This is a genomic window from Thermogutta terrifontis (assembly GCF_002277955.1).
Classification (GTDB): domain Bacteria; phylum Planctomycetota; class Planctomycetia; order Pirellulales; family Thermoguttaceae; genus Thermogutta; species Thermogutta terrifontis.
This window is the reverse complement of record NZ_CP018477.1, coordinates 1,369,601-1,384,542: the sequence shown is the minus strand read 5'-3', so window position 1 is coordinate 1,384,542 and position 14,942 is coordinate 1,369,601. Positions and strand designations below refer to the sequence as shown.

19 protein-coding genes and 1 tRNA gene are annotated in these 14,942 nt (G+C 57.9%); 5 read left to right on the top strand and 15 right to left on the bottom strand.

Features of this window, described 5'->3' with window-relative positions:
• Nucleotides 1-3: 3 nt before the first annotated feature.
• The 14 genes from rplX to THTE_RS05170 all read right to left on the bottom strand — a co-directional run bounded on the left by rplX (nucleotide 4) and on the right by THTE_RS05170 (nucleotide 8,309).
• Nucleotides 4-354: a 50S ribosomal protein L24 gene (gene rplX / locus THTE_RS05235; protein WP_095414444.1), complete on the bottom strand. Its 351-nt coding sequence runs from the start codon at nucleotides 352-354 to the stop codon at nucleotides 4-6.
• Nucleotides 354-722: a 50S ribosomal protein L14 gene (gene rplN, locus THTE_RS05230; protein WP_095414443.1), complete on the bottom strand. Its 369-nt coding sequence runs from the start codon at nucleotides 720-722 to the stop codon at nucleotides 354-356. The genes rplX and rplN overlap by 1 nt, the downstream gene beginning before the upstream one ends.
• Nucleotides 723-841: 119 nt before the next feature.
• Entirely contained in the window at nucleotides 842-1,201 is a 360-nt protein-coding gene (gene rpsQ / locus THTE_RS18585) for a 30S ribosomal protein S17 (protein ID WP_095414442.1), read from the bottom strand.
• A 100-nt stretch (nucleotides 1,202-1,301) separates the two neighbouring features.
• Nucleotides 1,302-1,514 carry a 50S ribosomal protein L29 gene (rpmC, locus tag THTE_RS05220; RefSeq protein ID WP_095414441.1) on the bottom strand — a complete coding sequence of 71 codons (213 nt, stop codon included), beginning with the start codon at nucleotides 1,512-1,514 and terminating at the stop codon, nucleotides 1,302-1,304.
• 70 nt (nucleotides 1,515-1,584) lie between these two features.
• On the bottom strand, nucleotides 1,585-1,992 hold the full coding sequence (gene rplP, locus THTE_RS05215; protein ID WP_476718188.1) for a 50S ribosomal protein L16: 408 nt from the start codon (nucleotides 1,990-1,992) through the stop codon (nucleotides 1,585-1,587).
• Nucleotides 1,940-2,677, bottom strand: coding sequence for a 30S ribosomal protein S3 (gene rpsC / locus THTE_RS05210; RefSeq protein WP_095414439.1), 738 nt, complete (start codon nucleotides 2,675-2,677; stop codon nucleotides 1,940-1,942). Before rpsC ends, rplP begins: the two co-directional genes overlap by 53 nt.
• Before the next feature lie 86 nt (nucleotides 2,678-2,763).
• Entirely contained in the window at nucleotides 2,764-3,126 is a 363-nt protein-coding gene (gene rplV, locus THTE_RS05205; protein ID WP_095414438.1) for a 50S ribosomal protein L22, read from the bottom strand.
• Nucleotides 3,127-3,183: 57 nt separating this feature from the next.
• Nucleotides 3,184-3,453, bottom strand: coding sequence for a 30S ribosomal protein S19 (rpsS, locus tag THTE_RS05200; protein ID WP_095414437.1), 270 nt, complete (start codon nucleotides 3,451-3,453; stop codon nucleotides 3,184-3,186).
• Between the two features lie 54 nt (nucleotides 3,454-3,507).
• A complete protein-coding gene (rplB, locus tag THTE_RS05195; protein WP_095414436.1) occupies nucleotides 3,508-4,365 on the bottom strand; it encodes a 50S ribosomal protein L2 in 858 nt (285 codons plus the stop codon).
• A 22-nt stretch (nucleotides 4,366-4,387) separates the two neighbouring features.
• On the bottom strand, nucleotides 4,388-4,702 hold the full coding sequence (gene rplW, locus THTE_RS05190) for a 50S ribosomal protein L23 (RefSeq protein WP_095414435.1): 315 nt from the start codon (nucleotides 4,700-4,702) through the stop codon (nucleotides 4,388-4,390).
• 18 nt (nucleotides 4,703-4,720) lie between these two features.
• Nucleotides 4,721-5,359, bottom strand: coding sequence for a 50S ribosomal protein L4 (gene rplD, locus THTE_RS05185; protein ID WP_095414434.1), 639 nt, complete (start codon nucleotides 5,357-5,359; stop codon nucleotides 4,721-4,723).
• 80 nt (nucleotides 5,360-5,439) lie between these two features.
• A complete protein-coding gene (gene rplC, locus THTE_RS05180; RefSeq protein ID WP_207651785.1) occupies nucleotides 5,440-6,129 on the bottom strand; it encodes a 50S ribosomal protein L3 in 690 nt (229 codons plus the stop codon).
• A 165-nt stretch (nucleotides 6,130-6,294) separates the two neighbouring features.
• The gene (rpsJ, locus tag THTE_RS05175) at nucleotides 6,295-6,630 is read right to left on the bottom strand and encodes a 30S ribosomal protein S10 (RefSeq protein WP_095414433.1); all 336 of its coding nucleotides are present in this window, start codon (nucleotides 6,628-6,630) and stop codon (nucleotides 6,295-6,297) included.
• A gap of 296 nt (nucleotides 6,631-6,926) precedes the next feature.
• The gene (locus THTE_RS05170) at nucleotides 6,927-8,309 is read right to left on the bottom strand and encodes a POT family MFS transporter (RefSeq protein WP_095414432.1); all 1,383 of its coding nucleotides are present in this window, start codon (nucleotides 8,307-8,309) and stop codon (nucleotides 6,927-6,929) included.
• 555 nt (nucleotides 8,310-8,864) lie between these two features.
• Here THTE_RS05170 and THTE_RS05165 point away from each other — a divergent pair.
• From THTE_RS05165 to THTE_RS05150, 4 genes are all read left to right on the top strand, one after another.
• A tRNA-Arg gene (locus tag THTE_RS05165) sits at nucleotides 8,865-8,938 on the top strand.
• A gap of 557 nt (nucleotides 8,939-9,495) precedes the next feature.
• Nucleotides 9,496-9,732, top strand: coding sequence for a DUF7986 domain-containing protein (locus THTE_RS05160; protein WP_095414431.1), 237 nt, complete (start codon nucleotides 9,496-9,498; stop codon nucleotides 9,730-9,732).
• Nucleotides 9,681-10,103, top strand: coding sequence for a DUF7986 domain-containing protein (locus THTE_RS18760; RefSeq protein ID WP_476718187.1), 423 nt, complete (start codon nucleotides 9,681-9,683; stop codon nucleotides 10,101-10,103). Before THTE_RS05160 ends, THTE_RS18760 begins: the two co-directional genes overlap by 52 nt.
• 639 nt (nucleotides 10,104-10,742) lie before the next feature.
• Nucleotides 10,743-12,629, top strand: a complete 1,887-nt coding sequence (locus tag THTE_RS05150; RefSeq protein WP_095414429.1) for an ASKHA domain-containing protein — start codon at nucleotides 10,743-10,745, stop codon at nucleotides 12,627-12,629.
• Nucleotides 12,630-12,677: 48 nt separating this feature from the next.
• Here the strand turns inward: THTE_RS05150 and THTE_RS05145 are convergent, their stop codons facing one another.
• Nucleotides 12,678-13,010, bottom strand: a complete 333-nt coding sequence (locus tag THTE_RS05145) for a HesB/IscA family protein (protein WP_095414428.1) — start codon at nucleotides 13,008-13,010, stop codon at nucleotides 12,678-12,680.
• 964 nt (nucleotides 13,011-13,974) lie between these two features.
• On the opposite strand from THTE_RS05145, the gene thiL reads away from it, so the two are divergent.
• Complete coding sequence (gene thiL / locus THTE_RS05140; RefSeq protein ID WP_095414427.1) at nucleotides 13,975-14,895, top strand: thiamine-phosphate kinase; 921 nt, start codon at nucleotides 13,975-13,977, stop codon at nucleotides 14,893-14,895.
• The last annotated feature ends 47 nt before the right edge of the window (nucleotides 14,896-14,942 follow it).

The following is a 14,942-nucleotide window of genomic DNA, read 5'->3' as shown; positions in this document are numbered from 1 at the left end:
GTTTCAAGCCTTTTGCGTCACACGCTTCCGTGGGGGCGAGATAACTCCAATGTTCGCGTTGCACTTCTTGCAATACCGGACCTTGGACCCATCCGGCAGAAATCGAGCCCCCACCCGCGTCGCCCGATCGCACGACGGGCATACCAGCATCACGTTGGACATCTGGATCGGTCGTTCCTTCGAAAGACGACCACCCTGCCGGGCCTGTCGCGACGGGCGAACGTGCTTGAGGACCACGTTCACGCCTTCGACCACCACGCGACCCTCTTTGCGGTCCACGCGGAGGACGCGACCGCGAACGCCCTTATCGTCTCCGGAAATCACTTCGACGATGTCATCGACTCGGATTCGCATCACACCACCTCGGCCGCGAGGCTCACGATCTTCATGAAGTTCTTTTCCCGCAGTTCCCTTGCTACCGCCCCGAAAATACGTGTCCCCCTCGGATTTCCTTCATTATCGACGATCACCGCGGCATTGCTGTCGAACCGCACATAGCTCCCGTCGGGACGGCGTTTCGGCTTTCGGGTGCGAACAATCACGGCCCGCACCACCGCCCCTTTCTGGAACGTGCTGCCGGGAATCACCCCCTTCACACTGCACACCACGATGTCACCTAACGTCGCATAGCGACGCCGGCTTCCTCCCAGGACTTTGATGCACATTAACTCCTTGACGCCCGTGTTATCGGCTACATCGAGCCGGGTTTGCATCTGAATCATGGCCTGAACCTCTCGTCGCGTTCCCTGCCAGTTGAATCCCCCTAGGTCGCACGTTTCTGTTCTTCGTACTCGACCCTGACGGTTTCCCAGCCACCTTCACCTTCTTTTCTATATCCACGTCACCCGCTGGGCGGCTGGGAAGCTTCGCCGGCCTGAGCTTCGTTTTCCCCTGTCTCTCCCCTGCTCACCGCCTGGAGCTCGACCTCGACCTCTTTCCGCTTTTCGATCAATTCCGCCCGCCCCCGAGCCACCACCCGCACCAGCCGCCACCGCTTCAGACGGGACAGCGGACGGGACTCCATAATTTCCACCTGGTCTCCCACCCGAGACTCGTCGTTCTCATCGTGTACGTAGCAAATCGTGCGGTGCTTGATATACTTTTTGTAACGTGGGTGCTGGACGAGACGGATGATCTCCACCCGCCTCATCTTCGGGACATTGGCTTTTGTAACGATTCCGATCTCGCGTCGTCTCGGCATATTGCTTTCAACCTTCTCGTCTACGCCATGCTGTTTCCGAATGCAGTGCCTGTTTTAGTTGCTCTCCCACATTTGCACAAACCAACGTCCTCTTGCCTTTTCAAGCCCCCTGCTTCTGCGCCTCCGCCCGGGCTCGCTCATTGAGAATGGTTTTGATCCTCGCAATGAGACGGCGTTTCATGCGGGGCTCCATCGGAGACGCCAGGCGCTCGGTCTGCTTTTGGATTCTGAGCCTGAACAGCGCCTCCGAGGTTTCTCGGAGGAGGGCCTCCAGTTGTTCGGTACTCATTTCGCGCAACTCTCGCGCCTTCATGGTGTCTTCATCCTATTTCGTGCTTTTCACCAACCACCTGCGGCCTCGATGATCACGCCCAATCGATCCATCACATCATCTGCCGACGGACGAATCGCACCTTCACCGGCATTTTGTGGGCCAACCGCGCGAAGCACAGACGTGCCGCGTCTTCCGAGACGCCGCCCAGCTCGAACAAAATCGTGCCGGGCTTCACCACGGCCGCCCAGTACTCCGGCTCCCCCTTCCCTTTTCCCATGCGGGTTTCCAGCGGGATAGACGTGATGGGCTTGTGGGGGAAGATGCGGATGTACAGCCGACCCCCCGCCCGCAAATACTGCTGGGCTGCAATACGTCCGGCCTCAATCGTGGCCGCGGGAATCCAGCCACCCTGAACCGCCTGCAATCCGTACTCGCCGAAGACCACACGGTTTCCGCGAGTGGCCTTACCCCTTATACGCCCTCTTTGACTTTTTCGATGTTTGACCCGTTTTGGCATCAAGGCCATGGCTGTCGTCCTCGCTAAACATGCCCAAATATATCCACACCTGAACGCCGATCTGGCCCTGCGGAATGGTGGCCTCGGCGAAACCGTAGTCGATATTTGCCCGGAGCGTGGAGAGCGGCACCGAACCCATAATCTGCTTCTCCCGACGGGACATTTCAGCACCGCCCAAGCGTCCGGAAAGCTGCACCTTGATTCCTTTCGCCCCCTGGGCCATGGCTGCGTCCATCGCCTTTTTCATGGCCCTGCGGAAACTCACCCGACGTTCCAGCTCCTCGGCGATGGATTCAGCCACCAGTTGTGCGACCAACTCCGGCCGTGTGATCTCCTCGATCGTGAGGTTGATCCGCCGCCCGGTCAACTCCTGAAGCTCCTGCTGGAGTTGCTCGATCCGGCCGCCCTTCGCGCCAATCAGCACCCCTGGCCGAGCCGTGAAGATGATCACCCGAACCTCATCCCGCGTTCGCTCGATCTCGATTTTAGAGATCATCGGGTATGCCCGGCGTTCGCCCCGACCGCCGCGCTCGGGGGAGGGCTCCCGCCGGTTGAGGATATACTGTCGGATCTTGTAGTCCTCCAGCAAAAGATCCGCAAACTCTCGCTTGGGGGCGATCCACCGGCTCTTCCAGTCAAGGAAGATGCCTGTTCGAAAGCCGATCGGGTTTACCTTTTGACCCATAAACTTTTTTCCCCAACGCTCCGGTTATTCGTCGTGCATTTAGTCGAACATCCGGCCTTGCAGTCCGCTATCGTTTTTCCACTTGTTCAGCCACGCTCTGGATAACCGAGGTGCACACCGATGTGACACATGCGCCGCTGAATGATCGTCGCCATTCCCCGTGAAATTGGACGGAGCCGCTTCAAACGCGGGCCTTCGTCCACCCAAATTTTCACCACGTGGAGTTTCTTCGGATCGGGCTCCTGCTGATCGATTGCGTTCGCCAGAGCACTTGCGATGACCTTTTCCACCATCCGTGCCGCACGGTGCGGCATCGTGCTTAAAATGGCCAGCGCCTCATCGACTTGCTTATTGCGGACCACATCCACCACCAGCCGCGCCTTGCGGGGACTGATCCGCGCATATCGATAAAGCGCCCGATATTCCGACGGAATGTATCTCGCTTGCATTTGCATTGTCGCACCTCACAGCCCGGTGAGCCTTGCACGGCTTCCCCGCAACCCCGATCATTTCTTGCCACGTCCACCATGACCGCGGAAGATTCGGGTGGGGGCGAACTCACCCAGCCGATGTCCCACCATATCCTCGGTCACAAACACCTTGACGTGCGTCTTGCCGTTGTGAACCAGAAACGTATGGCCGACGAACTCGGGAATGATCGTGCAGGCTCTTGCCCAGGTCTTGATAGGTTCCTTCTTGCCCGCCGCATTCAGTTTTTCGACCTTCGCGGCGAGCTTCGCATCGACGTATGGACCTTTTTTAAGTGACCGTCCCATATTCTTTTGCCGTCACGTCGAGGTTTGTCTTTCGTCCAATGGATTAACCCTGCGTCAGCGAATCGGCAACTGCCCGTATCGCACGGACCGCCGCCGCCGAACAATTGCCTTGTTGGAAGGCTTGCCTCGTTTCCGCGTGTAACCGCCCTTGGCCAGCTTTCCAGTGGGGCTGCATGGGTGACGACCACCCTTCGATCGCCCCTCACCACCACCATGGGGGTGATCGATGGGGTTCATCGCGGTACCGCGGACGTGGGGCCGTCTGCCCAGCCAACGCTTGCGGCCTGCTTTACCCAGCACGATGCCCTCATGGTCGGGGTTGCTCACCGCGCCGATTGTCGCCCGGCATGCCGCGGGCACCCGACGGATCTCGCCGCTGGGCAGCGTGAGTTGTGCCCAGTTTGCATCCCGTGCCACCAGCGTCGCGGAACACCCCGCGGCCCGACACATCACGCCGCCTTTCCCCGGAATCAGCTCGATGTTGTGCACCTGCATGCCCAGGGGAATTTCCGAAAGCGGCAGGCAATTCCCAATGTTTGGAGGCGCCCCCGGGCCGCTCATTACCGTGTCGCCGGGTTTAAGCCCATCAGGCGCGATGATATAGCGTTTTTCCCCGTCCGCGTAAACAAGCAACGCGATTCGCGCGCTGCGGTTTGGATCATACTGGATGGAATCAACCTTCGCTGGGATACCATCCTTGTTCCGCTTGAAATCAATGAGGCGGTACATCCGCTTGTGCCCGCCGCCACGATGGCGACAGGTGATGATTCCCTGGTTGTTCCGGCCACCTTTCTTTTTCAGGGGAACAAGAAGGCTCTTTTCCGGCTCGGCGCCCGGCGTCAGCTCGGAGAAATCGCTGACCGTCGCGCCCCGTCGGCCCGGCGATGTCGGCTTGTAGGCTCGAATTCCCATATGAACGGCTCGCCTTGCTCTATCAGTACAGATTGATCCTGTATTCTGGATGGAGTTTCACGATCGCCTTTTTCCAGGCTTTGGTGTACCCAATCCGCCAGCGCACCCGCCGCGGCTTTCCCCGGCGATTCTGCACGTTTACCCAGAGAACCTTCACATTGAACAATTCTTCCACCGCACGTTTGATATCCGCCTTCGTGGCCAGCGGATTGACCTCGAAGGCGTATTGATTGTATCGCTCTGCCTTGTGGTGGTTCTTCTCGGTGATCAGCGGCCGGAAGATCACCTGGTGAGGCTCAAGGCCGCTGAACTCTGGCTTGGGTGTATTCCTCAACATCTGCTTGCACTCCGCTCACTAGCTGGCCGTTCCCACTGCCTTTGCGCGGAACATGTCGAGGGCCGCTCGCGTCATCAGGACCTTCTTCGGCCGAAGAATCACGTATGCGTTCAAATCGGACACCGGCAGCGTGTCCACTTTGTCAATATTCCGGAGGCTCTTATAGGCCGTGACGTCGTAGTTCTCGAGCGTCACCAACACCCGCTGGTCCTGCAGGCCCAGGTTCTTCAAAATGGTGGCAGCTTCCTTGGTTTTTGGCTGTTCGAATTTCAGTTCGTCGATGAGCACCACCTCATTGTCAGCAATTCGCGCCGCGAGCGCCATTCTGGTGGCAAGCCGAAGCGCCTTTTTGGGCAGGCGATAAGACCAGTCCTGCGGGCGCTTCGGGTGTGCGCGACCACCACCGCGTCGAATCGGCGTCCGACGCATACCGGCCCGCGCCCGACCGGTACCCTTCTGCCGGTACAACTTTCGGGTGGAGCCCTCCGTTTCCGATCGGTTCTTGCACTTGGCGGTTCCCTGCCGCAAATTCGCTCGGTACATGACGACCGCGTCGTGCAGAAGCTGCTTGTTGATCTTGGGCGCAAGTTCCGCCGGGTCGATCTCGTACACGTCGACCTGCTCGCCGTTCCGGTTATATACGGGAATGCTCACCATATTCCACGATTCCTGCAATGCCCTTGGCGGTGACTTCGACTACCTCACCACACTGGCCTTAGCTCCCATAGCCAGAACTATCAACCAACCTTGTTGGTCGGCCGAATGATCACGAGCCCGCCCGCCGGACCCGGCACCGCACCCCGCACCACCAACAGGTGTCGTTCAGGATCGATTTTCACCAGTTGCAAATTCCGAATGGTGCATCGCTCGTGGCCGTAATGCCCCGCCATCCGACGGCCCGGCACAACACGCCCCGGCGAGGTGTTGCAGCCCGTGGAACCCGGATGGCGATGCACTTTCTTGACACCATGGCTGGCCCCCTGACCGGCAAACCCATGGCGTTTCATGACACCAGAAAAACCCCGTCCCTTCGTGGTGCCCGTCACATCCACTGCCTTGACACCCTGGAACAGCTCCACCGTCAGAACCTGCCCCACCGAAAACCCATCCACGGGATGCCGGAATTCTCGAATGAACCGCTTGGGTTCGCAGTTAGCCTTCGGAAGAGTTTGTATCCCCGCTGCCGCTAAAAGTCGCTGCCGTTTGCTATCAAGTTTGGCCACGTGCCCGCGTTCTGCCCGAGTTGCTTTCCGACGAGGTTTGTCCAAATACCCCACTTGAATGGCTTCGTAACCGTCCCGGTCCAGCGTTCGAAGCTGCAGAATGTGGCACGGGCCGGCCTGGATCACTGTCACTGGAATGACCCGGCCGTCCTCGTCGAATATCTGAGTCATGCCGACTTTTCGGCCCAAAAGTCCAAGTGCCATGGTTTGCTCACCTTTTCCTGCCTTGCCCCAGGGGACGCGTCGGACATCTCCGCCGTTACCCCTGAAGCTTCCACGTCATACGCAGCTACCGACAACCGCCAAGTCCGCCTACCGTCGTCCCTCAGCCCACCCCCATTTCTTCCGCAAAGCCAAAAAGCAACTTCCTCACTTTCGAGTGCGGGAAATGACCTTAATCTTGATATCGACCCCCGCGGGAGCCGTCAGCTTGTTCAGTTGCTCAATGGTATTGGGAGTCGCCTCTAGGATGTCAATCAATCGCTTGTGCGTCCGAATCTCAAACTGCTGCCGCGCCTTCTTATCCACGTGGGGACTGGAAAGCACGGTGTACCGCTCAATCTTCACTGGGAGCGGAATCGGCCCATGCACTTTCGAATGCGTGCGCTTGGCCGTGTCAACAATTTCCTTTGCGCACTGGTCGAGCACCGCGTGGTCGTAGGATTCCATGCGGATGCGGATAATCTCATTCAGGACGCCCGCCATATCGCTTCACCCTGGTTGTGGACAATATCCCTCTTCGCCCTGATTCAGGGCGAAAAACTTAAATGATATCAGATGGGCTTGATTCTCTCAACGGGGAGGCAGGAAGGAAAATCGCGATCAAGACCCCCTCACGTCCTCATGCCGCCTCCAATTCAGAGTGGGTTCCCGTATTAAACCACAAAGATCGTTTCCGTGCCAAGTCCCCCTGTAGGCAAATTCGTGGGCTGTGGGCTCCGTCGTCCCGTCTGTTCACAGCCGACACCGTTTGTCGCTTGCCGAGACGCTGGCCCGCGCAATCAGTCCTGGAGCACGTCCCGCCCCCGGTAAAAGGTGGCCGCCACGCTGAAAAGTACCGCCGTGGTCAGCATGGTGATCACAAAAAACCAGAAATAACCGGGCCCAGCCATGATGCCGCCGGGTGCATCCAGATGATACAGCTTGACCACGTAATTCACGGCCGCCGTGAATGCATTCCCCATTGAAACCGAAAGAAGATACATGCCCATCACAAGCGACTTGAGGCGTTTCGGGGCCTGGGTGTAAGCGAACTCCAAGCAGGTGACGGAAACCAAAACCTCTGCCGAGGTCAGCACAAGATAAGCAAGGATTTGCCAGCCAATTGTCGGGGTCAATCCCCTCTGAATGAGTGACTCGATGACCGCCGAGATCCAAAAAGAGCCAGCAGCCACAAACATGCCTACCGAAATTCTGCGTAGCGGAGTGAACTTCCAGAAGCGGTCCACCAGGGGATAGAGAACCCGCGTGAACAGGGGAACCAACACGAGAATCAACACAGGATTGACCGCCTGAATTTGCGCAGATTCCCAGTGAATCCCGAGGAAATGTCGGTTCATCTTTTCCGCCTGAAGTACCCAGGCTGACCCCGACTGATCAAAAAGAGACCAGAACATGGCGACAAACACGAAGAGGGGCACCAACCGCAGCAGCGCCTGCCGTCCTTCAGGGTCGACGAGATCCGTCAAGAATTTTCGTCCCGCCGGGGGAATATGGGCAAATTTCGATCGTCCCGCAAAAAACACCGCCGTTGCCAGGGCCATCAGTAACCCTGGTACAGCAAAGGCCAGTCCGGGCCCGGAAATCCGGAGCAACCACGGCGTAAGGAGCGACGACGTGGCCGCCCCAAGGTTGATCGCCAGGTAGAACCACGCGAACACCTCGGTCATCCGATGAGCATTTGCGCGGCAGAATTGGTCGCCCACATGAGCGGAAACGCAGGACTTGATTCCACCGGACCCCAGCGCGATCAGGGCGAGTCCCAGGAACAGGCCCAGCCGGGTCTCATCCCATGCCAGCGCAACATGCCCCAAGCAGTACACCAGCGATAACCCGATAATCGTTGGGTACTTGCCCCAGAACATGTCGGCCAGCACCGCACCGAGAATCGGGAAAAAATAAACGCCCATATTGAAAAGGTGGAAGTAGAATTTCGCCTCTGCCTCGGTCATGGGGGCGGCATGGCCGTCGGCTGTCAGAAGGTACTGCGTCATAAACACGACGAGAATCGCCCGCATGCCGTAAAAGCTGAACCGCTCGGCGGCCTCATTCCCAATGATGTAGGGAATACCCGGCGGAAGCGCCTCGGTTTGGATCGGAGCGGTCGGGTAGTTCGGACGGGAAAAAAGCTGTTCTCGAAAGGATTCGAGACGCTTCCTGAGCATGCGTGCCCTCCGTCAAAAAAGCCAACCAAGCTGATCGAAACAATCTCCCCGGAGCCTTTTGCCGGGGCGGAATCCCCCATTATAAACCACCGGGTGGTGCGCAGACGCGGCCGGGCCGATGCCATTCCACCATCCCTATTCAACCACGCAGGAAAGCCGAGCAACGCACGGACAGCTGGGGCAAGATGACAGGTGGCGGACGGGAACAAGTGCCGTGTTGATTGACGTTTGGGGTATCGCAAAGCTTTCCACCGGTTAGCGATGCTGCCTGACTCACCATGTTATGGCCGTGGACAGCGCCGTTTTACTTTTCAGCGACACAATTCCCTGGTAGATTAAAGACTGTGGCCTTTGTGGAGTTCCGGGTCTCGCCCGGCCTTCCCGTGTGATGGCATGTCCGACCTGCCGAATTGGGCGCTGGGTGCCTGGCAGCCGGGATCGCCGGAGGGCAAAAGATGCTGTAGAATAAAGTTAAGTTCTCCGGGCTGGAATAGGCTGGGTTCCGGACCCAACCTGTGGAACACAAGCGGCGATAGCCATAGGACTTTAAACTGAGTCCCCGTAGCTCAATCGGATAGAGCGTCGGCCTCCGGAGCCGAAGGTTACAGGTTCGAGTCCTGTCGGGGACGCTTTCCGCGCAAACCGCTTTGGATTCGTTCCGCCGCAGGCCGTTTTGGTTTGCGGCCTACTCGCTTCAGTGGTGCAACCCTTGTCAGTCGCTTCAATTCCCTGGGCCGTGCTGGCCGGATGTTTTCTTGGAGCACTTCATGCCGAGTGGAAACCCAAGCAAATCGTGATATAGGCGAAAGGCGGAGCAGTACGTTATCGGGCATCCCGTCGCAACCACTCGGCACAACAATGTGCATCTTTTGCTGTGAGCGTGCGTTTACCGGCAGTCTAAATCGGACCGACGATCAACGGAACCACCCAACCCTTCACAAACGAGGACAAACGGCAGACTTTTCCGCCAATTCGCGCGGGCCGTATCCACGTTCCCACGATCCAACCCATCGTTTTCCAATTGATGTCGGACACAGGGGATACGAGTCACCCTTCTGGACAAATCGGACATGGCGCGGCATAAGAAATTGTCGGTCAGCGATAGTTCTCTGCGGGTTGCCGCATGCTTCACGGTCTCAGGGAGGCTGACGTCAATTCTGCCTTTCGTCTGTAAGGAGCTTTTCCCATGCTGAGGGAATATCGCCATTACAGGATGGTGAACACGAAGTTGCACAGTCTGATCACCGCAGAATATCTCGATCAAGCAACCTTGGAAAAAGCGGCACGCCTTCTGAAGCTGACGCGAAACCGTGAAATCGTTTTGGTGGCGATGACGATGCCAACGCGCTTCTCGATTGTGCAATTTACGAAGTGCGTCAGGCAGACGGTAAGACGTGCGTCGAACGCTATGCCGAAGAGGTGAGCAGCGTGAGTCCCAGCGAAAGACGAGTGTTGGCGGCAATGTGCCGAGCAAGAACGGGGCTATTCAGGGTAGACGGAATTTCGAAAAGGCAAGGCCAAATCATGCTTGAAAATCTAATCATGCCAGGGGAAAAGGAGATCCTGACGGATATCGCCTTCAGCCAAACGATATATGAAGGGTTGCTGCTTTTCTTTCGAGCAATTCGTGTAGAAGCGGTCACAATGACTTCTGGCGTAGCCTTCGTGTTTCCCCAGCGAATGGAGGCGAAGTTACTAGAGGAATGGGAGCGACTTGAGGGCAAGAGTCCAGAACTGTTTGCCTGGTTCTTCAGGGAAAGCAAGCGGAGCGGGTATGAGACCCACTACCTTTGACTATTGGCCTGCATCGTTGCCAACGACGCGCAGTGGTTGGGAGCTCGCGCAACCATAAGCCGACCAGCAGCCTAAGCGTACCATAAAGGCCATTTCAAGCGGCTGTTTTGACTTAGTCCGCTCCACCGTCACTACCAAAACCCGGCAGTTGGGACACCGATGCGATTACTTAGCGTAGGTCGGCCAATTTCACTTGGATATAAACGCCCAGCGTCAGTCGTACCTCGCTGCGGCCGGCAAGGGTTTGGGCCATCTTTGGCGGAAGCCCGGCACGCTGCAAATTCGTGATGAAAAGATGCCTGAGGTTGCAAAAGTCGCCATAAAGCTGGTCGTGGTTCGCGTAAAGAACAACCTCCGACGCAGTCCTCTTTCCAACGCGTGACCGTGTATTGCGTTACGACGGGTACGACAAGCATGCCCCTCCAAACGACGTTTCCTATTTCGCGGACACGACGCAGGTTTATCGGTAGGGGCAATTCATGAATTGCCCCTACAACACTTTGTCCCTGTGGGATCTCATGGTCTTTTGGAAAAGGTCGGCTGAGTCGGCGGAATCTTCCATTGGCACGTGGCTCTTTGGGCTGATAATCTATAGTTTTGCACATCCAATAGACTCCAGGTGAGTGAGTTTCATCTCAGATGTCAGAACAGCGCGTTGAACTGGCTATTCAGCCTCTCGATAAAACCGCGTCGGTAACGCCGGGGACCCCATTTCTCGAAATCGCACGGCAGCTTGGCGTCCCGCTGAACCTCCCCTGCGGCGGAGAGGGCCATTGTGGCAAATGCCGGATTCGCGTCGTCCACGGAACCGCCCCCACAACTCAAGCCGACCTGCGACACCTAAGTCCGGAAGAGATCGCGGAAGGACATCGGCTGGCCTGTCAGCTTGTCGTCACATCCCCGCTGGTGGTGATCATCCCGCCTGAGGCGCTGGCCACCGGCCACCATCAAATCCTCACTTCGAGGGGAGAACTCCGCCTGCGCAAGGGGACGCCACCATTTTACAAACACCTCATCACACGACTTGACACCTCCGAAGCGCGATCGCTTGTGGACAGGATACATCGCCAGACCGGCGCGCAGCCTCTCACGTTCAGCGCCATCGCCGAACTCGCCCGGTACGCTCACACAGAACACACGCTCACCGCTTTGGTTGCCGAAAAAAGCATCGTGGGATTTGAACCGGGCGATACGCGAGAAAGAAACTTCGGTCTGGCCTTTGATTTGGGCACCACAACCCTGGTGGCTTCGCTTGTGGATGTTAACGCTGCCACGCCGATTGCGGTGGCCGCGCGGCTTAACCCCCAGACTCAGTTCGGCGACGATGTGATTTCCCGGATTCAGTTCGCGTGTGAAAGACCCGACGGGCTGCAACAACTTCAGCACGCGGTTTGCCAGGCTTTAAACGATCTTGCCCAAACTGTTATTCGGGACGCGGGGATTTCCCGGAATGAAATCTACCAGGCGGCCTGCGCAGGCAACACCACGATGCAGCATCTTCTGTGCGGATTCCATCCTTTCAGTTTGGGTCGGTATCCGTTCACCCCGGTTACTCTGGGATCCGTCTCCTGCCAGGCCAGGGACATCGGCTTGGAGCTGCATCCGGAGTGTCACCTCTATGTGTTTCCGGCCATCGGCGGTTTTGTGGGTGGTGACACGGTGGCTGGCGTTCTTACCAGCGGACTGCTGGAGGGGGAGACACCGGCACTGCTTGTCGATCTGGGGACCAATGGCGAGATCGTCGTCTACGATGGCCAGAACCTCCACGCCGCCGCCACTGCGGCCGGTCCAGCCTTTGAAGGGGCCAAGATCAGTTCCGGCATGCGTGCCACCCAGGGCGCCATCGAACACGTATGGCGCGATGAGGGGGGCGAGTTGCGTTACCGGGTGATTGGAAATCAGCGGCCCACAGGCATGTGTGGATCGGCTCTGCTCGACCTGCTCGCGATCCTTCTCGACGCCGGCATCATCGACCCGCAAGGAAGGCTGACGGGATGCAACGCCCGCCCTGAGATCGCGGGATCGCTTGGTTGCGGACCGCTTTGTGAGCGGATCGTTGTGCACGAGGGGCGTCCGGCTTTTCTTGTGGTGCCAGGAGAAGAAACGTCCTCCGGGCAGCCGATTCTCCTCACACAGCAGGACGTGCGTCAGCTCCAGCTCGCCATCGGGGCAATACGGGCGGGAACGGAAATACTGCTGGGGCGATTAGGGCTGTCTGCCTCGGACGTGCAGGCGGTCTATTTGGCGGGCGGGTTTGGCAACTACATTCGTCGGCGTCACGCCCAAAGGGTGGGCCTGCTTCCCTCAGCCATTCCCACGGCTCGCATTCGATTCTGCGGCAATACGTCCCTGTTTGGGGCCGAACTTGCGCTCGTGTCCGCCGAGGCCCGGCGCCATGCCGAAGAGCTTGCCCGGATGGTCCAGCATGTCGATCTGTCGGCGGACCCCGATTTTCGATGGAAATTCGCCGAAGCAATGATCTTCCCCGAGCAAAGCCTCATCCACCCCGAAGCTGACCGGGCGTGACATGCGATTTGGGCGGAGACGTGGGGAAAATGATCGGGCCCAAATCGGTCAGTGACCGCCGCAGCCCGGGCAACCACCGCCACGGGGATAATTGGGGTTGTTGATCACGAAGCCGCGGCCCATCGGGCTGTCCACAAAATCGATAATTGTGCCGTCCAGGTGAAGAGCGTATTTCTTGCGGGTAACCAGGGAAATGCCGTTCGATTCGTAACGAAAATCCAGCTTGGGATCGTATTCCGTATCAAAACCAAGGGAATACTGCAACCCAGAGCATCCGCCCCCGCCGATCGCCATCCGCAGAACAGTATTGGAATCGAGTTTCTGCTCTTCAATGATGCGTTTAATCTCTGATGCCGCTACTGGGGTCAGACTCACTGCCATAAAGATCTCAACCTCCGCTACGAGTTTTCTGCATTCGCACAAAAGTGACAAAATCGGAATTTGCACTCGGATACTTTACGCCTTCGGCCCGTATTCCAACATGTGTCCGAGCGAAGACGTTCATCTAATCGTATGCAACTCGCCCGGCCGAGCCAAGTCGGGCGCGCCGATGCATCCCCCCTCTCTGCTAAAACCGCTGAGATGGCATGGGCGCGATGTGTTGTAGGGGCAATTCATGAATTGCCCCTACCTTCGGAGTGGAGGGGCACGCTTGTCGTGCCCGACGAACGGGAACGGATGATCGAACGTCGGACGGCGGACCTGAACAAGCAGGTCCCTCCGAGATGTGGAGTGCGGGGCTTTAGCCCCGCTTTCGGCGCGGGACTTCAGTCCCTGCCGAAGTCAATGGAATATCGAATGTTGACAAACGGACCTGACAGGCGGGGCCCTCCGAGAAATGCTTCGGAGGGACATGCTTGTCGTGCCCGTTGAAACCCAATAGACAATCCAAATGTTGAAAAGTGGACCCGACAACCTGACAAGGAGGTCCCTCCGGGCTTAATCTCGTTCGCGCTGAGCCCGCGTGGACGTTCGCGTCCGTATCGGCGGAGGAAAAGTGAGGATATTTCACCCAAAATGGGGAATGGTACCGCTAAGGCCGCCGAGAAAACGATGGAAAGTCGGCCCTGCGAAAGAATCCGTTGTCCCAGTCCTTTTTCGGTGGACCTGCAGGCTCTCCAACGGTGCGGGTATTTCGCTAGGGGAACGTCATGCGGTAAGCTAAAGGGAGTTTCGGGAATGTCCCTAAAGATGGGTCATCCGTAGGATGGAACAGGCGCGACGGCGGCCGGCGAACGCGAAATACTCCCGGATGAGGGCAGCTTTTTGCCGCACCGTAGAAACGCAGGATCCGCGAAATCGACGGGCCCGTTGTGCGATTGCATTCCGGATTGAGTGACGGTTTATGGAATTCGAGCTGATTAACTTTTTCCGTCAACGGATACCCAAATATCCCTGCGTCCGCGTCGGAATCGGGGATGACGCCGCGGTGATCGACCTTGACATCCAGCAATGCGTCATCACGACGGACGTTCTCATGGACGGGGTGGATTTCATCAGCAGTCAGACCTCGCCGGAGCAAATCGGGCGGAAGGCCCTTGCCGTCAACCTCAGTGATCTCGCCGCTATGGCGGCTTCTCCGAAGGCTTGCGTGGTGGGGCTCGTTCTGCCGCAAAAGGGCGGAATGGAACTGGCGAAGCGACTTTATGAGGGCCTGCTCCCGCTCGCCCGCGACTTTCAAATCGCAGTGGCGGGGGGAGACACAAACAGTTGGGATGGTCCCTTGGTCATCAGTGTCACGGCTCTGGGCCTACCGCCGCCTGGCGGCGTGCTCTCCCGGAGCGGGGCCCGGCCGGGAGACCGCATCATCGTCACGGGCGATTTTGGGGGATCCATACTGGGCAAACATCTGACCTTCACCCCCCGAGTCTGGGAAGCTATTTTCCTGTATCGCTCATATGAGGTCCACGCGGGGATTGACGTCAGTGATGGTCTGGCCCTCGATCTGTGGCGGGTGACCCAGGAAAGCGGGTGTGGGGCCGTTGTTCACGCCGATAGCGTGCCCATATCGGAAGCTGCCTGCCGAATAGTCAAGCTGGAAAAAGGCAAGCAGAAACCGCTTGATCGTGCACTCTACGACGGGGAGGACTTCGAGCTGATCCTGGCCGTCCCGCCTGCCGAGGCGGAACGCATGCTCAGGGATCAGCCCCTTTCCGTTAAACTCACGGACATTGGCGAGTTTGTTGCGGAGAAAGGGCTCTGGTTGGAAAAAGGGAAAAAACGAACAGCTCTTCCGCCCAAGGGCTATGAGCACAAATTCACCTGAGGGGGCGCACAATCGTGATGGACCGCGGATAAGATGGACAGTTTTCC

Coding starts and splice junctions, on each gene's coding strand:
- rplX (WP_095414444.1), bottom strand. CDS start 354: ATGCGAATCCGAGTCGATGACATCGTCGAAGTGATTTCCGGAGACGAT.
- rplN (WP_095414443.1), bottom strand. CDS start 722: ATGATTCAGATGCAAACCCGGCTCGATGTAGCCGATAACACGGGCGTC.
- rpsQ (WP_095414442.1), bottom strand. CDS start 1,201: ATGCCGAGACGACGCGAGATCGGAATCGTTACAAAAGCCAATGTCCCG.
- rpmC (WP_095414441.1), bottom strand. CDS start 1,514: ATGAAGGCGCGAGAGTTGCGCGAAATGAGTACCGAACAACTGGAGGCC.
- rplP (WP_476718188.1), bottom strand. CDS start 1,992: ATGCCAAAACGGGTCAAACATCGAAAAAGTCAAAGAGGGCGTATAAGG.
- rpsC (WP_095414439.1), bottom strand. CDS start 2,677: ATGGGTCAAAAGGTAAACCCGATCGGCTTTCGAACAGGCATCTTCCTT.
- rplV (WP_095414438.1), bottom strand. CDS start 3,126: ATGCAAGCGAGATACATTCCGTCGGAATATCGGGCGCTTTATCGATAT.
- rpsS (WP_095414437.1), bottom strand. CDS start 3,453: ATGGGACGGTCACTTAAAAAAGGTCCATACGTCGATGCGAAGCTCGCC.
- rplB (WP_095414436.1), bottom strand. CDS start 4,365: ATGGGAATTCGAGCCTACAAGCCGACATCGCCGGGCCGACGGGGCGCG.
- rplW (WP_095414435.1), bottom strand. CDS start 4,702: ATGTTGAGGAATACACCCAAGCCAGAGTTCAGCGGCCTTGAGCCTCAC.
- rplD (WP_095414434.1), bottom strand. CDS start 5,359: ATGGTGAGCATTCCCGTATATAACCGGAACGGCGAGCAGGTCGACGTG.
- rplC (WP_207651785.1), bottom strand. CDS start 6,129: ATGGCACTTGGACTTTTGGGCCGAAAAGTCGGCATGACTCAGATATTC.
- rpsJ (WP_095414433.1), bottom strand. CDS start 6,630: ATGGCGGGCGTCCTGAATGAGATTATCCGCATCCGCATGGAATCCTAC.
- THTE_RS05170 (WP_095414432.1), bottom strand. CDS start 8,309: ATGCTCAGGAAGCGTCTCGAATCCTTTCGAGAACAGCTTTTTTCCCGT.
- THTE_RS05160 (WP_095414431.1), top strand. CDS start 9,496: ATGCTGAGGGAATATCGCCATTACAGGATGGTGAACACGAAGTTGCAC.
- THTE_RS05150 (WP_095414429.1), top strand. CDS start 10,743: ATGTCAGAACAGCGCGTTGAACTGGCTATTCAGCCTCTCGATAAAACC.
- THTE_RS05145 (WP_095414428.1), bottom strand. CDS start 13,010: ATGGCAGTGAGTCTGACCCCAGTAGCGGCATCAGAGATTAAACGCATC.
- thiL (WP_095414427.1), top strand. CDS start 13,975: ATGGAATTCGAGCTGATTAACTTTTTCCGTCAACGGATACCCAAATAT.